Below are 16,660 nucleotides of genomic sequence, written 5' to 3' on the forward strand. Positions count from 1 at the left end.
ATGGTTCTATGCAATGGACAATTCAGGGGTAACAAACTGGGGCATCGCCTCGGTGCACAGGGTAAGGGGGAAAGGGGACTCAGGGTAACCCACCCCTAATAGACAAAGACCCGTAGGGGGGGCAGCATACTTAACGAGGTGGCGTTGCTCCTGCTGCCAAATTTCCGTAAAACTGGCGGGCGATCGCTGGCCGCGTCCCACCTGCACCAACAGCCCCACCAGCAGGCGCATCATGCCGTAGAGAAACCCCGATGCTTGGACTTCAATTTCCACAAGGGCACCGCGTCGTCGGCAGCTCACCTCCTGTATCTCTACCCAAGAATGGGCACGATTCGAGCCAGAGCGGTGAAAGGCACTCAGATGATGCCGCCCCAACAATGGCTGAAGCACTGCTGCCATCTTTTCCACATCCAAGGAATCATAGTAGTAATGCCATGTCCAAGGGCGCAGAAAGATATTGGGGCAGGGATCGGTATAGAGGGTGTAGCGATAGCGCCGCCACAGCGCTGAAAAGCGAGCATGCCAGTGACCGGGCACCGCTGCTGCTGCACGAATAACCACATCGGCGGGCAAGCGCGCGTTGAGAATACCCGGCCAACGATGCACGGGAATGGGTGAGTTGACCGTGACGTGTGCCACTTGACCCGCGGCATGCACCCCTGTGTCGGTGCGACCTGCTGCAACCACAGAGACGGGATGCTTGACAACGCTAGCGATCGCCTGCTCAATCACCTCCTGCACCGTACGTTGTCCCACCTGCCGTTGCCAGCCGTGGAAATAGGTGCCTTGGTACTGAATGAGCAGTGCCAAGCGTTGGCCGCGCTGCGGAGGTGCGATCGCCGTCCTCATGACCTGCTACACCAGTTCAATGACCGCCAATTCGGCATTGTCGCCCCGCCGCCGCACACTGCGGAGAATGCGCGTATATCCACCGTTGCGATCGCCATAGCGCTCTGGGGCTTGGGCAAACAGAGCATGCACCAGTTGCTTATCGTAGAGATAGCCAAGGGCACGCCGCCGTGCCGCTAAAGAGCCATCCTTTGCCAAGGTGATCATCCGCTCTGCCTCTGCACGTACAGCCTTTGCCCGCGCTTTGGTGGTGGTAATGCGGCCGTGGCGAATCAGTTCAGTGGTCAATGCCCGCAGCAGTGCCTTTCGTTGATCCGCTGGCAGTCCTAATTTGGGAACCCGACGTTGGTGACGCATAGACAAACCTCATTCAATCTCTCTAGTTACGGGCAGCTTTTTGGGGCGGTAGGGTAATTCCCAAGTGTTTTTGCAGTGCCTCGATCACTTCCTCGGCAGACTTTTGACCAAAGTTTTTGATCTCCAGTAGTTCTTCTTGGGAATACTCAAGGAGATCAGCCACTGTATTCACTTGCGCGCGCTTGAGACAGTTGTAGGCACGCACCGACAAATTGAGCTGCTCAATGGGGATTTGTCCTGTTTCATCATGCTCATCGGCGGGGGTGGTCTCGGAGGTGTGCAGGGGCACTTCCTTCAAGGGGCTAAAGAGATCCACAAGAATCGTTGCCGCCTGATTGAGGGCATCTTGGGGAGTCAAGCTGCCATTTGTCCAAATTTCCAGCTTTAGGTAGTCTTGGAGCTGGCGATCGCCCTCTGCACCGCTACCGCGTATCGAATCAACGGTATAGTTTACCCGTCGCACGGGCATAAAGACCGCGTCCAACTGGAGATAATCCAAGGCGAGGCGATCGTCCCGTACCCGTTCCACTGAGCGATAGCCACGACCCTGTTCAATCTTGAATTCCATCTCCAAGGTTGCCCCCGGCATCAGCGTGGCAATATAGTGATTTGGGTTGACCACCTCCATTTCAGCGCCCAGTTGCACCATGCCCGCAGTAACGGTCAATGGTTCATTCTCAGGGGCTTGGGCAAAAAGGCGACCCATTTGGGGTTCTGAGGTGTAGCTGCGAATCACCAACTGCTTCATCTGCAGCAAGATGTCCATGACATCTTCGCGCACACCGGGAATCGTCGAAAATTCATGATTTACCCCCGCAATCCGCACCGCTGTCACGGCACTACCGGGTAAGTTGGAAAGGAGAACCCGCCGCAGGGCATTTCCCACCGTAATCCCTTGACCGGGGGTAAGGGGATACAGCGCAAATTTACCGTACTGCCCCTGATCTTCCTCAACCTGTGTTTCTAGACATTCAATTTGGTATGCCATAGCTGTGCTCCCAAGGGATCCAAATTAACCTAAACCCGCCGCCGTTTGGGGGGACGACAACCATTGTGGGGAATAGGGGTCACATCCCGAATAAGAGTAATTTCTAGACCGGCTGCCTGCAGGGCGCGAATTGCTGTCTCCCGACCGGCGCCAGGACCACTCACCATCACCTCTATTTGCCGCATTCCCTGATCAATGGCTCGGCGAGCTGCGTTATCAGCAGCAGTCTGAGCTGCAAAGGGGGTGCCTTTTTTGGCACCCTTGAAACCGCTGGAGCCGGCGGAGGCCCAAGCAATCACCTCACCATTGGGGTCGGTAATTGAGACAATCGTGTTATTAAATGTGGACTGAATGTGGGCAACGCCACTGGGGACATTGCGCTTTTGCTTACGGGGGCCAGAGCGTTTTGCAGAGGGTGCCATAATCTATCCAAACCGTGAATCAGGTAGCAGGAGCGGAAAAGCTTATTTCTTAGCAGCAGGTTTTTTCTTGCCAGCTACAGTGCGGCGAGCACCGCGACGGGTGCGAGCATTGGTACGGGTGCGCTGACCGCGAACCGGCAATCCAAGACGATGCCGACGCCCGCGATAGCAGCCAATGTCCATGAGCCGCTTGATATTCATGGCCTCGAGGCGGCGCAGATCCCCTTCCACTTGGTACTCCTCAACGGCCGCCCGCAGTGCCGCAATATCAGCATCGGTTAAATCGCGGGTACGTGTATCTGGATTCACACCCGTCTTTGCCAAAATTTCTTTGGAGCGGGTCAAACCGATGCCATAGATGTAGGTGAGGGCAATTTCAATGCGTTTGTCGCGGGGTAGATCAACACCAGCAATACGAGCCATGAATCTAGTTCCTATGTATGCAACAACAGTGGGTTACCCTTGGCGCTGCTTGTGCTTCGGATTGGTGCAGATCACCATAACCCGACCACGTCGCCGAATGACGCGGCATTTTTCACAAATACGCCGTACCGATGCTCTTACTTTCATATCAGTTGCTCATGTAGTCGCAAATTTTATATCTTACCAGAGTAGCTAGCAAAGATCAAACTACTTTTTGCGCAGGCGATAGGTAATCCGCCCCTTTGTCAGGTCATAGGGGGTCAATTCCACCTTCACGCGATCGCCCGGCAAAATTTTGATGTAGTTGCGGCGAATCTTACCGGAAATGTGGGCAAGGACATTAAAGCCATTGTCCAAGTCCACCCGAAACATCGCGTTAGGCAATGACTCCGTCACTGTTCCTTCAATTTCAATGGCATCCTGTTTAGACACGGTTCACCTCCCCAATACGTGCTTGAATAGCAGCAGTCACCTCTTCGATCGTACGCGTTCCATCAATGTGCACAAACTTGGGATGACTCATGTACTGCCGAATCATCGGTAGTGTTTCCTGCTCATAGACCTGTACCCGCTTGAGAATGGTTTCCGGGGTATCATCGGAGCGCTGCTGACCATTGGCAGCTTGCTTGGCGCGATTAAGGGCGCGTTCCTGCAGAATCGCAGCCGGCACATCCAAGAAGAGCAAGTAATCATAGTCTTGGTGAATACTTTTGAGCATCTCCTCAAAGACCGCCGCCTGTGCCCCATTGCGGGGAAAACCATCCAAGAGCCAGCCTGGAGCGGTGTCCGGCTGTTGCAAGCGATTGGCCACCATCTCCACAATCACCTGATCGGGTACCAGTTCACCGCGATCCATGTAGCTTTGAGCCTGCTGACCGAGGGGCGTGCCCGCAGCCCGCTCCGCCCGTAGGATATCCCCTGTGGAAATATGGGGAATTCCAAAGAGTGTGGTTAGAATTGCTGCCTGTGTCCCTTTGCCCGAGCCAGGGCCACCAAACAAAACTAAGCGCATTACTGCTTCACCATCCCCTCATAGCGTTGTGAAATCACATAGGTTTGAATCTGTTTTGAGGTGTCAATGGCCACCCCCACCAGGATCAGTAGGGAGGTTGCTCCTAACCCTTGGAACGTGGTCACTTTGGTTGCACTCTCGACGGCTGTAGGAATAATTGCCACTAGTCCTAAAAAGATTGCCCCTAGGAACGTCAAGCGGTTGAGAACCCGCTCTAGGTAATCCGAAGTCGCTTTCCCCGGTCGGATTCCCGGAATACTGGCGCCCATTTTTTTCAAGTTTTGGGACATGTCCACGGGGTTGACCACCAAGGAGGAGTAAAAGTAGCTAAAGAACAGAATCAGGAGCAAATAGAAAATTACGTATAGCCACGGTGTCGGCCCTGCAGGGGAAACATAGCTCGCCAGTCGTGCCACCAGTTCATTGCGGGTAAACTGCGCCAAGGTGGAAGGCAGAATCAATACCGCAGAAGCAAAAATAATCGGCATTACCCCCCCTTGGTTTAGGCGCAGGGGCAAGTAACTGGTTTGTTCGCGGTAGAGTTTGCGCCCCACTTGGCGACGTGCAGAGATGATGGGAATGCGACGGGTACCCTCCTGAACAAAGACAATACCGACAATCATGGCTAAAAAGACAGCCACAAGAATAACGATGCCGCCAATGTTGCCGCCGCTCTCTGCAAGGGCAATTGTCTGACCCACCGAGGAAGGTAAATAGGCAACAATGCTCAAAAAGATCAAAAGCGAAGCCCCGTTACCCACGCCCCGCTCAGTAATCAACTCGGAAATCCACATTACCACGGTTGAGCCAGCGGTCAGGCCAAGGATAATCTCAGCCACAAACCACGCGCCGGGATGCAAAGCCGCACCGGGAATCGAACTGACAAAAATGGCAATGCCAAAACTTTGCAGAACTGCCCAGCCTACAGCGACGTAGCGAGTAATCTGGGAAATTTTGCGGCGGCCGGCCTCCCCTTCATCCTTTTGCAGCCGCTCCAAGGAGGGCAAAGCGGCAGTCAGCAATTGCATGATGATGGAGGCGTTGATGTAGGGTAAGATGCCGAGGGCAAAAATCCCAAGGGCAGAGAGTCCACCGCCTGAAAAGATGTCGAGAAAGCGAATCACGGCATTATCTTGAACGGTCTGGGCAAAAACAGCGCGATCAATCCCCGGAATGGGCAAATAAATCCCAAGCCGTACCAAGATCAGTAGCCCAATGGTAATCAGGAGTCGCCCCCGCAGACCAGCTGCTTGAGCCATCTGCATAAATGTTTCTTGGGCAGTGGGTGCCTTGCCGCGATTCACAATCATATGGGGGTTCCTCTATTTACTGTCGGCAGCAACGGAGGTCTCTACACATACCCCACCGGCAGCTTCAATCTTGCTGCGGGCACTGCCACTAAAGGCAGCGGCATGAACCTCTAGCTTGACGTTTAGCTCACCATCCCCCAACACCTTGAGGGGATATTTAGCGGTGGTGAGAATACCCGCCTCAAGGAGAGACTCAGCCGTCACGACACTATTGGCGGGTAGGGTATTGAGACGACCCACGTTGATCGTAGTGTAAACCTTCCGGTTGACGAGGGGAAAGTGCTTAAGTTTGGGAAGACGACGATAGAGGGGGTTTTGACCGCCTTCAAAGCCGGGACGGGTGGAGCGACCGGACCGGGATTTTTGTCCCCGCATCCCAAAGCCACCGCTTGCTCCTTGACCTGCGGCAATACCCCGACCAATCCGCCGTTTGCGCCGTCTTGATCCCGCTTGGGGGTGCAGATCCTGAAACCGCATGGACAACTCCTAACTATTTGCTATAGAGATTTTCGATGGGAATTTCCCGCTCTTCAGCAACTTCCTGGAAGGTGCGCAACGCCGCAAGGGCTTCGAGGGCAGCGCGGGCATTATTGAGGGGATTGCTAGAGCCTAGTTGTTTGGCGAGTACATTGCGTACCCCTGCCAGTTCCAGAACAGTGCGCACGGAGCCACCCGCAATTACCCCAGTTCCTGGGGCAGCGGGGCGAATCATAACGCGGGCAGCGCCCCCTTCGCCAAACGTGGGGTGGGGAATTGAGTTGGATTTGGTGATTGGCACGTCAATAAGGTGCTTTTTGCCATCGGCCACCCCTTTGCGCACGGCACTAATGACATCGGCAGCTTTGCCGACACCCACACCCACTTGGCCACGCTCGTTGCCAACGACAACAATGGCGCGGAAGCTGAGTTTCTTACCACCTTTGACCACTTTGGAGACGCGGCGGATCTGCACGACCCGCTCTTGCCAGTCGGTCTCTTTTTCAACTTTGCGGGGGTTTTTACGACGATTTGCCATCGGTTCATCCTCTAAAAGTCTAGTCCAGCTTCACGGGCAGCATCCGCCAAGGCCTTAATACGACCATGGTAGAGATTGCCACCGCGATCAAAGACAACGCGCTCAATACCAGCAGCTTTGGCACGCTCTGCAATGAGTCGCCCCACTTCGATGGAGGCGGCACAGGTGCTGCCATCCCCCAGTTTCTGCCGCAGTTCTGGCTCAAGACTGGAAGCAGCCACGAGGGTGTGGTGGCGAGTATCATCAATCACTTGGGCATAGATGTGCTGATGGGAACGAAACACAGCGAGGCGGGGGCGATCGCTGGTACCTTTGACTTTGCGGCGAATGCGCTGATGCCGACTTTGGCGAGCCGCAGTACGAGTTTTCTTCATCTATTTCTTCCCTGTCTTACCAACTTTACGACGCACAAATTCACCTATATAGCGAATACCCTTGCCCTTGTAGGGTTCAGGGGGATGTACGGCGCGAATACGGGCAGTGGTGTTGCCCACCAGTTCTTTATCAATACCACTCACAAGGATAATCGTGCCTTGCTGTACTTTTTTACCTTGGTTGTCCTCAATTTCTAGGGTAATGCCCTCGGGTGGCACAATCTCAACGGGGTGGCTATAGCCCATGTTCAGAACAAGGGTTTTACCTTGGAGTTGGGCACGGTAACCAACTCCTTGAATCTCCAGCTTTTTTGTAAATCCTTGGGAGACGCCTTCCACCATGTTGGCCAAGAGTGTGCGGCAGAGGCCATGGCGTTCTTTGGCCGGGCGAGAGTCATCGCGGCGTTTAACCACAATGGTTTCCCCTTCTTGGGCAACACTTACCTCGGGCGGAAAAACGCGGCTAAGTTGACCCTTGGGGCCTTTGACTGTGACCTGCTGCCCCTCTAGGGTGAGGGTGACATTTTTGGGCAGAGGGATGGGACGCTTGCCGATACGAGACATGTGGGACTTCCTCCGAGCTTACCAAACGTAACAGAGTACTTCGCCGCCAATGCCCTGCTTCCGTGCCTCGCGATCGGTCATAATGCCGCTGGAGGTGGAGATAATGGCAATGCCGATGCCACCGAGCACCCTGGGCAACTCACGGGAATTGGCATAGACGCGCAGACCGGGTTTGCTCACCCGCTTGAGCGCAGTAATAACCGGCTGGCGCTGCTTGCCGCGATATTTGAGGGAAACCACAAGCTGCCGTTTAACGCCGTCCCCTTGCTCTTCAAAATCGCGAATAAACCCTTCCGCTTTCAGTACCTGCGCAATACTGCGGGTCATGCGCGTGGCCGGAACTGTAGTGGTTTGATGCCGCGCAAGGTTTGCGTTGCGGATGCGAGTTAGCATATCGCCAATCGTGTCATTTACTGCCATAGTTGCTCCTTAAAAATCTGCCTGCGGCGTTAGTTCTCACGGAACGGCATGCCCATTGCTTTGAGCAGGGCGCGTCCCTCTTCATCAGTATTGGCAGTGGTGATGATTGAGACATCCATGCCGCGAATTTGATCAATGTCGTCGTAGTTGACTTCGGGGAAAATCAGTTGCTCGCGCAAGCCTAGGGTGTAGTTGCCCCGCCCATCAAAGCTTTTGGGGTTGACACCGCGAAAATCACGAATTCGTGGCAGTGCCAAGTTAATCAACCGATCCAAAAAGGCATACATGCGCTCGGAGCGCAGCGTCACCGCCACCCCTACGGGCATGCCTTTGCGAATCTTGAAGCCGGCGATCGCCTTCTTGGCACGGGTGACTACGGGCTTTTGGCCTGTAATCATGGCAATTTCTGCCAGTGTGGCTTCAAGGGCTTTGGCATTTTGTGCTGCTTCACCAAGACCGCGGTTGACAGTTATTTTGACAATCTTGGGCACTTGGTGAATGTTTTTGTACTGGAATTGCTGCATGAGCTGAGGCACAACGGTCTTGTTATAGTGATCTTTGAGGCGTTGGGGCATAGGGCTTCTCCTAGGGACGTTCTCTGGGCTGGGTCAGAGAGGGGGAAATATGTTAGACCTAGTCAATAATTTCACCGGTTTTTTTAAGCATCCGTACCTTACGGCCATCTTCGGTGTAGGTATAGCAGATGCGGCTGGCAACGTTGTGCTTGGTGGAGTAGAGCATCACCTTGCAACTGTAGATCGGTGCCTCTTTGGTGATAATTTGCCCGGATTCTCCCTCTTGGCGGGGCTTGACGTGTTTGGTTTTCAGGTTCACCCCTTTGACAATCACTTGACTGGTCTTGGGGAAAACAGCAAGGACTTCACCCACTTTAGCTTTGTCCCTGCCAGCAATAACTTGGACTATGTCCCCTTTTTTCACGTGCATACGATAGCGCACAGGCTTTTTGTTTGCTTTCTTGGCCGCCATTAGAGTACCTCCGGTGCCAATGAAACAATTTTCGTGAAGTTTTTATCCCGCAGTTCCCGCGCCACCGGACCAAAGACACGGGTGCCGCGAGGGTTGCCATCTTGGTTAATCAAGACAGCAGCATTGTCGTCAAAGCGAATGCTCATGCCACTTTCGCGGCGAATGGTTTTGCGGGTGCGCACAATCACAGCGCGAACCACGTCGGATTTTTTCACTGCCATATTCGGGATGGCGTCTTTGACAGTGGCAATGATCACATCGCCAACACTGCCGTAGCGACGGTTGCTGCCGCCGAGGACGCGAATACAGAGGAGCTTTTTAGCGCCGCTATTATCGGCAACGTTGAGATAGGTTTCCTGTTGAATCATGCTGGCTCTCCTTAGGCAGTGCGACGACTGAGAATCTCGGCAATGACCCAACGCTTGGTGCGACTCAGGGGACGGGTTTCCCGAATGCGCACGCGATCGCCCACTTTAGCTTCGTTGTTTTCATCATGGGCTTTGTAGCGGCGGGTTTTGACGACAATTTTGCCGTACTTAGGATGGGGGGCGCGGTTTTCGACGGCAACGACGACGGTTTTTTGCATTTTGTCGCTGACAACAATGCCAACACGTTCTTTTACTGCCATTAGCTTTGGCCTCCACTGCGGCGACGTTCATTCTCAAGGGTTAAAAGCTGTGCCAACTCATGGCGCAGATGCTTAAATTGATGGGGCTTGACCGCTTGGCGGGTAGCTTTTTTGAAGCGCAGCTCAAAGAGTTCTTTCTTAATCGCAGCAATGCGATCGCTCACCTCTTGATCACTGAGTTTTCGTAGATCTTTCATTTTCGTCAGTGCCATCTTTAACCCTCCTGTTGTTCCTCTTCTTGATTGCGCATCAGAAAACGGGTCTTGATCGGCATTTTGTAGGCGGCAAGACGCAGCGCTTCACGGGCAATGGCCTCCGGCACACCGGCAATTTCATACATAATGCGACCGGGCTTAACTACCGCCACCCAGTACTCCGGTGAGCCTTTCCCTGACCCCATCCGTGTTTCCGCTGGCCGCATCGTCACGGGCTTATCGGGGAAAATGCGAATCCAGATTTTGCCACCGCGGCGGATGTAGCGGGTCATGGCGCGACGGCCTGCTTCAATTTGTCGTGAGGTGATCCACGCGGGCTCAAGGGCTTGGAGGGCATAGTCGCCAAAGTGGATGGAGTTGCCACGACTGGCAACCCCCGTCATGCGACCCCGCTGCTGTTTGCGAAATTTTGTACGCTTTGGACTTAACATCGCTGGCTTTCCTATTAGTTAGAGCGATTTTCAAATTGGGGTAGGCGGCGTTGGGGACTGCGGCGGCTGGGTTCCCGTGTCACTGCTTCAGTTTGTCCCGGCAGGACTTCGCCTTTGAAGAGCCACACCTTCACGCCTAAAATGCCGTAGATGGTGCGCGCTGTGCGGTAGGCGTAGTCAATGTCTGCCCGCAGGGTATGTAGGGGGACTCGCCCTTCCCGTATCCATTCAGTGCGGGCAATTTCTGCCCCATTCAGGCGACCCGCCACTTGGACTTTAATGCCCTCAACTCCCGCTCGCTGTGCCCGCTGAATCGCTTGGCGCACGACTCGGCGGAAGGCCACCCGCCGCTCTAGTTGCTGGGTAATATATTCTGCCAAGAGACTGGCTTCAGCATCCACGCGGTTAACTTCCACCACGTTGACTTTAATGGTGCGATTACTGGGGAGCATCTGCCGCAGTTGCTTGCGCAGTTCCTCAATCCCTTGGCCGCCTTTACCAACGACCACACCGGGACGGGCGGTGCGAATTTGCAGCTCTATTTGATCTGCTTTGCGCTCGATGCGCACTTCCGCAATGCCGGCGTTGGCCAGTTGCTTGTTAATAAACGTGCGAATGCGGTGATCCTCCTGCAGTAGCTCTGGATAGCGATCGCTATTGGCGTACCAGCAGGAGCGATGTTCTTGGGTAATGCCGAGGCGAAAGCCAATTGGGTGAATCTTCTGTCCCACGGTGGTATCCTTCTACGATTCGTCAGCGGTGGTTTGGGGCGCCACAGCAATGGTGATGTGGCAGGTGGGCTTGCGAATTTGGTAAGCGCGGCCTTGGGCGCGAGGACGGAACCGCTTCAGGCAAGGGCCTTGATCGGCATAGGCTTGACTAATGACCAAGGTGGCGGGATCTAAGCCTAAATTGTGGGTGGCATTGGCCGCCGCCGATCGCAAGACCTTTGTAATCGGCTCGCAGGCACGATAGGGCATAAAGCGCAGCATAATGAGGGCATCGCGGTAGGTGCGACCCCGCAGTTGATCCAGTACCCGCCGCACCTTGTGGGGTGACATGCGGACATACTTGGCGCAGGCACGGGCAGTAGGAGAAGAGGTAGAAACCATAGACGGCTATCCCAGACGTGAACAAGAGAATCATTGGCGGGCTTTTTTATCGCCCTTAGCATGACTGCGGAAGTTGCGGGTGGGAGCAAATTCCCCTAGTTTGTGACCCACCATCTGCTCAGTGATGTACACCGGCACGTGCTGCTTGCCGTTGTGGACGGCAATCGTATGGCCAATCATTTCCGGCACAATCGTTGAGGCACGCGACCACGTTTTGATCACTTCTTTGGCATTGCGCTCATTGAGGGCTTCAATCTTGCGTAGGAGATGATCTGCCACAAAAGGGCCTTTTTTTAACGAACGTCCCATAACCTAACTTCTCCACAAAAACCTAAAACTGACGACCATCGCGACCCCGCTTAGAAGACTTCTTGCGACGGCGCACAATGAGAGCATCGCTGAGTTTTTTCTTCTTGCGAGTTTTGTAGCCAAGGGTGGGTTTACCCCAAGGAGTGACAGGTCCCGGACGACCAATGGGGGCACGCCCTTCCCCACCACCGTGGGGGTGATCCACCGGGTTCATCGCCGAACCGCGCACCTTCGGACGACGACCTTTCCAGCGGTTACGACCCGCTTTCCCCAAGCTGATGTTGTTTGCTTCAACATTCCCCACCTGGCCAATAGTGGCGTAGCACTCCTTACGGAAGAGCCGCACTTCACCCGAGGGAAGCTTAAGGGTCACCATATCCCCTTCTTTGGCGACCACTTGAGCCATGGCACCCGCAGCACGCACCATTTGCGCACCACGACCGGGGGTAATTTCTACATTGTGAACGCTAGTCCCAAGTGGAATTTTGCCCAAGGGCAGGGCATTACCCACCTCAATGGGGGCATCGGGACTGGCAATAATTTCGGTGCCGGGAGTCAAATCCCGAGGATGGATGATGTAGCGTTTTTCCCCATCGCGATAGTGGAGTAGGGCAATGCGGGCATTGCGATTGGGATCGTACTCCACAGTTGCTACTTTAGCAGGAACATTGAGCTTGCTGCTGCGGCGAAAATCAATAACTCGATAGCGACGTTTGTGGCCGCCACCCCGTCGCCGACTAGTAATCACACCGCGATTGTTGCGGCCTTTGTCCCGCTTGAAACCACGGGTCAGGGACTTTTCAGGCTTGTCGGTCGTAATTTCCGCAAAGTCAGAAACAGTTTTCTGGCGAACGCCGGGGGTATAGGGTCGGTAAACACGAATGCCCATGATCTACTCCGTTAAACTTCGGGGAAGAGAACGATCTTGCTGTCGGGGGCAAGGGTGACGATCGCCCGCTTGTAACGAGGACGCTGCCCAACAAACCGACCCACGCGGCGCTCTTTTGGGGGCAGGTGATAGGTATTCACTGCCGTCACCTTGACGTTGAAGAGTTCCTCAATCGCGGCTTTGATTTGCGGCTTGGTGGCGCGCCGATCCACATCAAAGGTGTATTGGTTGTTTTCCAGTAAAACTGTGGCCTTCTCTGTGATGATGGGGCGCTTGATGAGATCCGCAAGGGCGCGGGGTTGGACTTTAGTCACCGTACACCTCCTGGATTTTGGCGATCGCGCCTGTGGTAGCAACAATGCGATCGGCATAGAGTAAATCAAAAACATTCAACTGATCGGCACGCAGCAGCTTCAGGGTGGGCACATTTCGTGCCGAGAGTGCCACCATTTCGGCAACATCTTCTACCAGTAGCAGCACTTTTTGCTCTGGTTCAATGCCCCAGCGTTGCAGAGCCGTCACCAACTCCTTCGTTTTCGGACGCGGCAAATGCTCGGCAAAGTCCTGAACCACGATCAAGTCTTCAACTCGGCTCATCAGAGCTGTGCGCAGGGCAAGCCGCCGCTCCTTACGATTCATTTTTTGGCTATAGTCGCGGGGCTTAGGACCAAAGATGACACCGCCACCCCGCCAAAGGGGAGAACGAATAGAACCGGCCCGGGCGCGCCCTGTTCCCTTTTGCCGCCAAGGCTTACGACCGCCACCGCGCACCTCTGCACGGGTTTTAGTGGAAACGGTTCCCTGACGAGCATTGGCCAACTGCCGCACAAGGGCGCGATGCACAATATGACTGGCGGTTTCAGGTTTTGCCGTCCGAAGATCAAGGGTGGCTTCGCCACTCGCGGCGCCCTGCCAGTCTTTCACTACACATACAACCATGACTACTCTCCAGCCCTTACTTGCGACCAACCACCTTGGCGGGGGTAATACTCACTAAAGCTCCGGGTTTGCCCGGTAGTGCCCCTTTAATTAGAATCAAGTTGCGCTCAGGATCAACGCGAACCACCTGCAACTTGCGGATAGTAACGGCCGTATTGCCCATGCGACCTGCCATTCGCTTGCCGGGAAAGACGCGCCCTGGATTTGTTCCTGCCCCCGTGGAACCAGGCAGGCGGTGGTTTTTGGAGCCGTGAGCCATGGGACCGCGCTTAAAATTGTGGCGTTTTTGATAACCGGCAAAACCTCGGCCAATGCTGGTGCCGCGAACATCCACCAGCTGTCCTGGACTAAAAATATCAACGGTAATGGTCTGCCCCAATTGGTAGGCAGAGGCATCCTCAAGGCGAAACTCCCGCAGATGGCGCATGGGGGGCGTTTGTGATTTGTTGAGGTGGCCGCGCTCCGGTCGGCTCAGGTTTTTCTCCCGCACTTCGCCATAGGCAACTTGAATCGCCGTGTAGCCGTCGGTTTGGGGGGTTTTAATTTGTGTGATCGGACACGGCCCCGCTTGTACCACCGTAATGGGGACAGATCGACCCGCCTCGTCAAAGATTTGGGTCATGCCCAACTTTGTCCCTAAAATACCAACTGTCACGATCGCGTTCCTTATAAAATACGAATCACAACAAAACAGCAAGAGGCGGCTTATAGGCTCCACCTCAGCAGATTCCTACAGTTAGGAATGGTGGATTGACCCAGCAGTTACACGGTCAAGACGATGACGCTCAGGGGGCATCCATCGTTAATCGAGGACAGGCGCAGATAAAGGTGGCAAGGCTGTGATTGGCGGTTGCGAACACGCTGCCACCCCTGGATCCGTGGAACCATGGACTTAAGGGGATTGAGGCAATCGCACCCACTCAGTATCCGTTTTTGGTCACAAGCTCTAATCATAGATCAGTGATTGTGGGTTTGTCTAGGCATTTGGTAACATTTTTACGCCCTCTTGGGGAGCCACCAGCGTGTTTGAATTTATCCGCCAGCAGGAATGTGCCCACACTCAAGCTCGGGCAGGTCTGTTTCACACGCCCCATGGCACGGTGGCAACGCCGCGTTTTATGCCCGTGGGCACTTTGGCCAATGTGAAAACTCTCACCCCAGAGCACCTCAAGGCGGCGGGTGCGCAAATGGTGTTGGCCAATACCTACCACTTGCATCTACAACCGGGGGAGGACATTGTGGCCGCAGCGGGGGGACTGCACCGTTTTATGGGCTGGTCAGGGCCTATTCTCACGGATTCGGGGGGCTTTCAGGTCTTTAGCCTCAGTGAACTGCGGCAAGTTTCCGATCAGGGGGTGGTCTTTCGTTCGCCCCACGATGGCCAAATCATTGAATTGTCGCCGGAGCAGGCGATCGCCATCCAAGAGGCTTTGGGGGCAGATGTAATCATGGCCTTTGATGAGTGTCCCCCCTACCCTGCTAGCCGTGAGGCGGTCACTCAAGCCACGCAACGCACACTGCATTGGTTAGAGCGCTGTATAGCCAGCAAGCAACGCTCTGATCAAGCCCTCTTTGCTATTGTTCAAGGGGGTATCTATGCCGACCTGCGGCGAGAATGTGTCGAGGCCATGGTGCCCTATGACCTGCCGGGCTATGCCATTGGGGGCGTCAGTGTGGGCGAACCCAACTGGGCCATGCATGAGATAGTGGCGGTGACAGCTCCCCTCTTGCCGGCTCACAAGCCCCGCTATTTGATGGGGGTCGGCACCCACTTGGAAATGTTGCGGGCGATCGCTGCCGGGGTCGATCTGTTTGATTGTGTAATTCCCACGCGGTTAGCCCGCCATGGCTGTGCCATCGTTCAAGGGCAACGCTGGAACCTAAAAAATGCCCGCTTTCGCCGCGACTATGAGCCGCTGGATGCCACCTGTCCCTGCTACACTTGCGCTAACTTTAGTCGCGCCTACCTCAGTCATCTAGTTCGCGCCAAGGAGTTACTGGCCTATACCCTCCTCTCAATCCATAATGTGACAGAACTGATTCGCTTCACGCAGGCGGCACGCCAAGCCATTTTAGAGGAGCGATTTGCGGCCTTTGCGGCAGAATGGGAGCAGCGATTGTTGACGAAAGCTGAAAATGAGGAAACCGATGCTGCGTTTCTCTGATGCCGTTTTATCCAAGCAGGAACGCCTGAGCCGCTGGGGCTTTTTGGGACTGACCACCGCCCCTTTGGTGGGGGCAGTTCTGTTCAATCACACAGGGACGCCGCCTTTTTTACTCTGTCCCTTTCGGGCAATCACGGGCATTCCCTGTCCAGGGTGTGGCCTGACCCGCTCTTTTCTGGCGATCGCCCGCGGCGACTTTGAAAATGCCCTGCGCATGCACCTGTTTGGCCCTGTCCTATTTTTGGCATTTGCAGGGGCTGCTGTTTTAATGGGTCTAGAACTGAAAACCGGCCGCCGCTTGCGACACCCCCCCTTTTACTCCTTCAATAGCCGCATTCAAAGCTGGTGGTGGCTGGGGGGCATTTATCTGGGCTACTATGCCCTGCGGCTGTACAGCCTATTCCAGACAGGTGAGTTTTATATCAATCCCCTAAAAACCATCTTTTTGAGGAGTTAATTAATGACTATCTCCATTCCTTTCGTCGATCCCCAAACGAAAGCACCACTCGGCAAGGATGATGCTGCATACTATCGTTGAGAGTGGCTCTGTTTATCCAATTGTCAATCACATTCCCAGATCTGTTGATTCAATGCAAAACCATACCCAAGGTTTTGGTCTGCAATGGAATAAATCTCAAAAATACAAATAAAAATACAGATAGATGATACAGATCAAAAACAGTCTGAAACTCGATTCTTTGCAACAACAGACCGGCAGCCTGAGGAGCTTGCCGGCAAAAGTGTTTTAGCCGTCTTTAGCAATGTTCCTTTTCATGGGATAATAAAAATTGGTTGTGTCCGATCGGGAACCGAAAAGTTATGAGACTACATCGCCTGCTCTATCTTAGTTATGCCACGGATGGTCTATCCTACCCAGACCTGCGCGACATCATGGCCAAGTCAGAGGTGAACAATGTGCGCGATGGCATTACGGGAATCCTGTGCTACGGCAATGGGATGTTTTTGCAAACCCTAGAGGGCGATCGCCAGAAGGTGAGTGAAACCTATGCTCGCATCCTCAAAGATCCGCGCCACCACAGTGCCGAACTGATTGAATTTAAGGCAATTGAAGAGCGAACCTTTATCAACTGGTCAATGCGTCTGGTGCAATTGGGCGAAATGGACAGTGATGCCGTTCGGCGACTGCGGTTAAAATACTCTCCAGCGGCAACCTTTCTGCCCACCTCCATGACGGCTGAACAGTGTTTCCACTTCCTAAAAGAAATCTATCAAATGACTCAAGGAACCTAG

30 protein-coding genes are annotated in these 16,660 nt (G+C 54.2%); 3 read left to right on the forward strand and 27 right to left on the reverse strand.

Annotated features, from left to right (window positions below):
• Window positions 1–6: 6 nt before the first annotated feature.
• Genes truA through rplC form a run of 27 tightly spaced genes read right to left on the reverse strand, consistent with a single transcriptional unit; the run spans window position 7 to window position 13,899 of the window.
• A complete protein-coding gene (gene truA, locus Q0683_RS08155) occupies window positions 7–849 on the reverse strand; it encodes a tRNA pseudouridine(38-40) synthase TruA (protein ID WP_298617060.1) in 843 nt (280 codons plus the stop codon).
• A gap of 6 nt (window positions 850–855) precedes the next feature.
• On the reverse strand, window positions 856–1,206 hold the full coding sequence (rplQ, locus tag Q0683_RS08160; RefSeq protein ID WP_298613714.1) for a 50S ribosomal protein L17: 351 nt from the start codon (window positions 1,204–1,206) through the stop codon (window positions 856–858).
• A 22-nt stretch (window positions 1,207–1,228) separates the two neighbouring features.
• Window positions 1,229–2,194: a DNA-directed RNA polymerase subunit alpha gene (locus Q0683_RS08165; RefSeq protein WP_298613712.1), complete on the reverse strand. Its 966-nt coding sequence runs from the start codon at window positions 2,192–2,194 to the stop codon at window positions 1,229–1,231.
• 29 nt (window positions 2,195–2,223) lie between these two features.
• Window positions 2,224–2,616 (reverse strand): 30S ribosomal protein S11, encoded by a 393-nt coding sequence (rpsK, locus tag Q0683_RS08170; protein WP_298613710.1) that lies wholly within the window; start codon window positions 2,614–2,616, stop codon window positions 2,224–2,226.
• A gap of 42 nt (window positions 2,617–2,658) precedes the next feature.
• Window positions 2,659–3,039: a 30S ribosomal protein S13 gene (gene rpsM / locus Q0683_RS08175; protein ID WP_298613708.1), complete on the reverse strand. Its 381-nt coding sequence runs from the start codon at window positions 3,037–3,039 to the stop codon at window positions 2,659–2,661.
• A 33-nt stretch (window positions 3,040–3,072) separates the two neighbouring features.
• Entirely contained in the window at window positions 3,073–3,186 is a 114-nt protein-coding gene (rpmJ, locus tag Q0683_RS08180) for a 50S ribosomal protein L36 (protein WP_011055957.1), read from the reverse strand.
• 60 nt (window positions 3,187–3,246) lie between these two features.
• Complete coding sequence (infA, locus tag Q0683_RS08185) at window positions 3,247–3,471, reverse strand: translation initiation factor IF-1 (protein WP_011055956.1); 225 nt, start codon at window positions 3,469–3,471, stop codon at window positions 3,247–3,249.
• Window positions 3,464–4,051 (reverse strand): adenylate kinase, encoded by a 588-nt coding sequence (locus tag Q0683_RS08190; RefSeq protein WP_298613704.1) that lies wholly within the window; start codon window positions 4,049–4,051, stop codon window positions 3,464–3,466. Before Q0683_RS08190 ends, infA begins: the two co-directional genes overlap by 8 nt.
• Complete coding sequence (gene secY, locus Q0683_RS08195; protein WP_298613702.1) at window positions 4,051–5,361, reverse strand: preprotein translocase subunit SecY; 1,311 nt, start codon at window positions 5,359–5,361, stop codon at window positions 4,051–4,053. Before secY ends, Q0683_RS08190 begins: the two co-directional genes overlap by 1 nt.
• 12 nt (window positions 5,362–5,373) lie before the next feature.
• Window positions 5,374–5,838 carry a 50S ribosomal protein L15 gene (gene rplO / locus Q0683_RS08200; protein WP_298977232.1) on the reverse strand — a complete coding sequence of 155 codons (465 nt, stop codon included), beginning with the start codon at window positions 5,836–5,838 and terminating at the stop codon, window positions 5,374–5,376.
• Between the two features lie 13 nt (window positions 5,839–5,851).
• Window positions 5,852–6,376, reverse strand: coding sequence for a 30S ribosomal protein S5 (gene rpsE, locus Q0683_RS08205; RefSeq protein WP_298613698.1), 525 nt, complete (start codon window positions 6,374–6,376; stop codon window positions 5,852–5,854).
• An 11-nt stretch (window positions 6,377–6,387) separates the two neighbouring features.
• Window positions 6,388–6,750 carry a 50S ribosomal protein L18 gene (gene rplR / locus Q0683_RS08210; protein WP_298977234.1) on the reverse strand — a complete coding sequence of 121 codons (363 nt, stop codon included), beginning with the start codon at window positions 6,748–6,750 and terminating at the stop codon, window positions 6,388–6,390.
• Window positions 6,751–7,314, reverse strand: coding sequence for a 50S ribosomal protein L6 (rplF, locus tag Q0683_RS08215; protein WP_298977236.1), 564 nt, complete (start codon window positions 7,312–7,314; stop codon window positions 6,751–6,753).
• 18 nt (window positions 7,315–7,332) lie between these two features.
• Window positions 7,333–7,734 (reverse strand): 30S ribosomal protein S8, encoded by a 402-nt coding sequence (gene rpsH / locus Q0683_RS08220; RefSeq protein ID WP_298613692.1) that lies wholly within the window; start codon window positions 7,732–7,734, stop codon window positions 7,333–7,335.
• A 29-nt stretch (window positions 7,735–7,763) separates the two neighbouring features.
• Window positions 7,764–8,309 carry a 50S ribosomal protein L5 gene (gene rplE / locus Q0683_RS08225; protein WP_298613690.1) on the reverse strand — a complete coding sequence of 182 codons (546 nt, stop codon included), beginning with the start codon at window positions 8,307–8,309 and terminating at the stop codon, window positions 7,764–7,766.
• A 58-nt stretch (window positions 8,310–8,367) separates the two neighbouring features.
• Window positions 8,368–8,721 (reverse strand): 50S ribosomal protein L24, encoded by a 354-nt coding sequence (rplX, locus tag Q0683_RS08230; protein ID WP_298977239.1) that lies wholly within the window; start codon window positions 8,719–8,721, stop codon window positions 8,368–8,370.
• On the reverse strand, window positions 8,721–9,089 hold the full coding sequence (rplN, locus tag Q0683_RS08235) for a 50S ribosomal protein L14 (RefSeq protein ID WP_298613686.1): 369 nt from the start codon (window positions 9,087–9,089) through the stop codon (window positions 8,721–8,723). Before rplN ends, rplX begins: the two co-directional genes overlap by 1 nt.
• An 11-nt stretch (window positions 9,090–9,100) precedes the next feature.
• Entirely contained in the window at window positions 9,101–9,349 is a 249-nt protein-coding gene (gene rpsQ / locus Q0683_RS08240; protein WP_298977241.1) for a 30S ribosomal protein S17, read from the reverse strand.
• On the reverse strand, window positions 9,349–9,561 hold the full coding sequence (gene rpmC / locus Q0683_RS08245) for a 50S ribosomal protein L29 (RefSeq protein ID WP_298613683.1): 213 nt from the start codon (window positions 9,559–9,561) through the stop codon (window positions 9,349–9,351). The genes rpsQ and rpmC overlap by 1 nt, the downstream gene beginning before the upstream one ends.
• Window positions 9,562–9,563: 2 nt before the next feature.
• Window positions 9,564–9,995: a 50S ribosomal protein L16 gene (gene rplP / locus Q0683_RS08250; protein WP_298613681.1), complete on the reverse strand. Its 432-nt coding sequence runs from the start codon at window positions 9,993–9,995 to the stop codon at window positions 9,564–9,566.
• A 14-nt stretch (window positions 9,996–10,009) separates the two neighbouring features.
• Complete coding sequence (gene rpsC, locus Q0683_RS08255; RefSeq protein ID WP_298977244.1) at window positions 10,010–10,726, reverse strand: 30S ribosomal protein S3; 717 nt, start codon at window positions 10,724–10,726, stop codon at window positions 10,010–10,012.
• A gap of 12 nt (window positions 10,727–10,738) precedes the next feature.
• Window positions 10,739–11,107, reverse strand: coding sequence for a 50S ribosomal protein L22 (gene rplV / locus Q0683_RS08260; protein WP_298613677.1), 369 nt, complete (start codon window positions 11,105–11,107; stop codon window positions 10,739–10,741).
• Window positions 11,108–11,137: 30 nt separating this feature from the next.
• Window positions 11,138–11,416, reverse strand: a complete 279-nt coding sequence (gene rpsS, locus Q0683_RS08265; protein ID WP_298613675.1) for a 30S ribosomal protein S19 — start codon at window positions 11,414–11,416, stop codon at window positions 11,138–11,140.
• Between the two features lie 22 nt (window positions 11,417–11,438).
• A complete protein-coding gene (rplB, locus tag Q0683_RS08270) occupies window positions 11,439–12,305 on the reverse strand; it encodes a 50S ribosomal protein L2 (RefSeq protein ID WP_298977246.1) in 867 nt (288 codons plus the stop codon).
• 11 nt (window positions 12,306–12,316) lie between these two features.
• Window positions 12,317–12,619, reverse strand: a complete 303-nt coding sequence (locus Q0683_RS08275; protein WP_298613670.1) for a 50S ribosomal protein L23 — start codon at window positions 12,617–12,619, stop codon at window positions 12,317–12,319.
• Window positions 12,612–13,244 (reverse strand): 50S ribosomal protein L4, encoded by a 633-nt coding sequence (gene rplD, locus Q0683_RS08280; RefSeq protein ID WP_298613668.1) that lies wholly within the window; start codon window positions 13,242–13,244, stop codon window positions 12,612–12,614. Before rplD ends, Q0683_RS08275 begins: the two co-directional genes overlap by 8 nt.
• A gap of 16 nt (window positions 13,245–13,260) precedes the next feature.
• Complete coding sequence (gene rplC / locus Q0683_RS08285; protein ID WP_298977249.1) at window positions 13,261–13,899, reverse strand: 50S ribosomal protein L3; 639 nt, start codon at window positions 13,897–13,899, stop codon at window positions 13,261–13,263.
• A gap of 367 nt (window positions 13,900–14,266) precedes the next feature.
• Between rplC and tgt the strand changes: the two genes are divergently transcribed.
• The 3 genes from tgt to Q0683_RS08300 all read left to right on the forward strand — a co-directional run bounded on the left by tgt (window position 14,267) and on the right by Q0683_RS08300 (window position 16,660).
• Window positions 14,267–15,409 carry a tRNA guanosine(34) transglycosylase Tgt gene (gene tgt / locus Q0683_RS08290; RefSeq protein WP_298977251.1) on the forward strand — a complete coding sequence of 381 codons (1,143 nt, stop codon included), beginning with the start codon at window positions 14,267–14,269 and terminating at the stop codon, window positions 15,407–15,409.
• Window positions 15,393–15,866: a DUF2752 domain-containing protein gene (locus tag Q0683_RS08295; RefSeq protein ID WP_298977253.1), complete on the forward strand. Its 474-nt coding sequence runs from the start codon at window positions 15,393–15,395 to the stop codon at window positions 15,864–15,866. The genes tgt and Q0683_RS08295 overlap by 17 nt, the downstream gene beginning before the upstream one ends.
• A gap of 362 nt (window positions 15,867–16,228) precedes the next feature.
• Window positions 16,229–16,660, forward strand: coding sequence for a BLUF domain-containing protein (locus tag Q0683_RS08300; RefSeq protein WP_298977254.1), 432 nt, complete (start codon window positions 16,229–16,231; stop codon window positions 16,658–16,660).

Origin of the sequence: uncultured Thermosynechococcus sp. (genome assembly GCF_938074695.1) — a bacterium.
In the GTDB taxonomy this organism is placed as follows: Bacteria; Cyanobacteriota; Cyanobacteriia; order Thermosynechococcales; family Thermosynechococcaceae; genus Thermosynechococcus.

Bases quoted from the DNA above. Each gene is read 5' to 3' on its own strand.
- truA (WP_298617060.1), bottom strand. From the start codon at position 849: ATGAGGACGGCGATCGCACCTCCGCAGCGCGGCCAACGCTTGGCACTG.
- rplQ (WP_298613714.1), bottom strand. From the start codon at position 1,206: ATGCGTCACCAACGTCGGGTTCCCAAATTAGGACTGCCAGCGGATCAA.
- Q0683_RS08165 (WP_298613712.1), bottom strand. From the start codon at position 2,194: ATGGCATACCAAATTGAATGTCTAGAAACACAGGTTGAGGAAGATCAG.
- rpsK (WP_298613710.1), bottom strand. From the start codon at position 2,616: ATGGCACCCTCTGCAAAACGCTCTGGCCCCCGTAAGCAAAAGCGCAAT.
- rpsM (WP_298613708.1), bottom strand. From the start codon at position 3,039: ATGGCTCGTATTGCTGGTGTTGATCTACCCCGCGACAAACGCATTGAA.
- rpmJ (WP_011055957.1), bottom strand. From the start codon at position 3,186: ATGAAAGTAAGAGCATCGGTACGGCGTATTTGTGAAAAATGCCGCGTC.
- Q0683_RS08190 (WP_298613704.1), bottom strand. From the start codon at position 4,051: ATGCGCTTAGTTTTGTTTGGTGGCCCTGGCTCGGGCAAAGGGACACAG.
- secY (WP_298613702.1), bottom strand. From the start codon at position 5,361: ATGATTGTGAATCGCGGCAAGGCACCCACTGCCCAAGAAACATTTATG.
- rplO (WP_298977232.1), bottom strand. From the start codon at position 5,838: ATGCGGTTTCAGGATCTGCACCCCCAAGCGGGATCAAGACGGCGCAAA.
- rpsE (WP_298613698.1), bottom strand. From the start codon at position 6,376: ATGGCAAATCGTCGTAAAAACCCCCGCAAAGTTGAAAAAGAGACCGAC.
- rplR (WP_298977234.1), bottom strand. From the start codon at position 6,750: ATGAAGAAAACTCGTACTGCGGCTCGCCAAAGTCGGCATCAGCGCATT.
- rplF (WP_298977236.1), bottom strand. From the start codon at position 7,314: ATGTCTCGTATCGGCAAGCGTCCCATCCCTCTGCCCAAAAATGTCACC.
- rpsH (WP_298613692.1), bottom strand. From the start codon at position 7,734: ATGGCAGTAAATGACACGATTGGCGATATGCTAACTCGCATCCGCAAC.
- rplE (WP_298613690.1), bottom strand. From the start codon at position 8,309: ATGCCCCAACGCCTCAAAGATCACTATAACAAGACCGTTGTGCCTCAG.
- rplX (WP_298977239.1), bottom strand. From the start codon at position 8,721: ATGGCGGCCAAGAAAGCAAACAAAAAGCCTGTGCGCTATCGTATGCAC.
- rplN (WP_298613686.1), bottom strand. From the start codon at position 9,089: ATGATTCAACAGGAAACCTATCTCAACGTTGCCGATAATAGCGGCGCT.
- rpsQ (WP_298977241.1), bottom strand. From the start codon at position 9,349: ATGGCAGTAAAAGAACGTGTTGGCATTGTTGTCAGCGACAAAATGCAA.
- rpmC (WP_298613683.1), bottom strand. From the start codon at position 9,561: ATGGCACTGACGAAAATGAAAGATCTACGAAAACTCAGTGATCAAGAG.
- rplP (WP_298613681.1), bottom strand. From the start codon at position 9,995: ATGTTAAGTCCAAAGCGTACAAAATTTCGCAAACAGCAGCGGGGTCGC.
- rplV (WP_298613677.1), bottom strand. From the start codon at position 11,107: ATGGTTTCTACCTCTTCTCCTACTGCCCGTGCCTGCGCCAAGTATGTC.
- rpsS (WP_298613675.1), bottom strand. From the start codon at position 11,416: ATGGGACGTTCGTTAAAAAAAGGCCCTTTTGTGGCAGATCATCTCCTA.
- rplB (WP_298977246.1), bottom strand. From the start codon at position 12,305: ATGGGCATTCGTGTTTACCGACCCTATACCCCCGGCGTTCGCCAGAAA.
- rplD (WP_298613668.1), bottom strand. From the start codon at position 13,244: ATGGTTGTATGTGTAGTGAAAGACTGGCAGGGCGCCGCGAGTGGCGAA.
- Q0683_RS08295 (WP_298977253.1), top strand. From the start codon at position 15,393: ATGCTGCGTTTCTCTGATGCCGTTTTATCCAAGCAGGAACGCCTGAGC.
- Q0683_RS08300 (WP_298977254.1), top strand. From the start codon at position 16,229: ATGAGACTACATCGCCTGCTCTATCTTAGTTATGCCACGGATGGTCTA.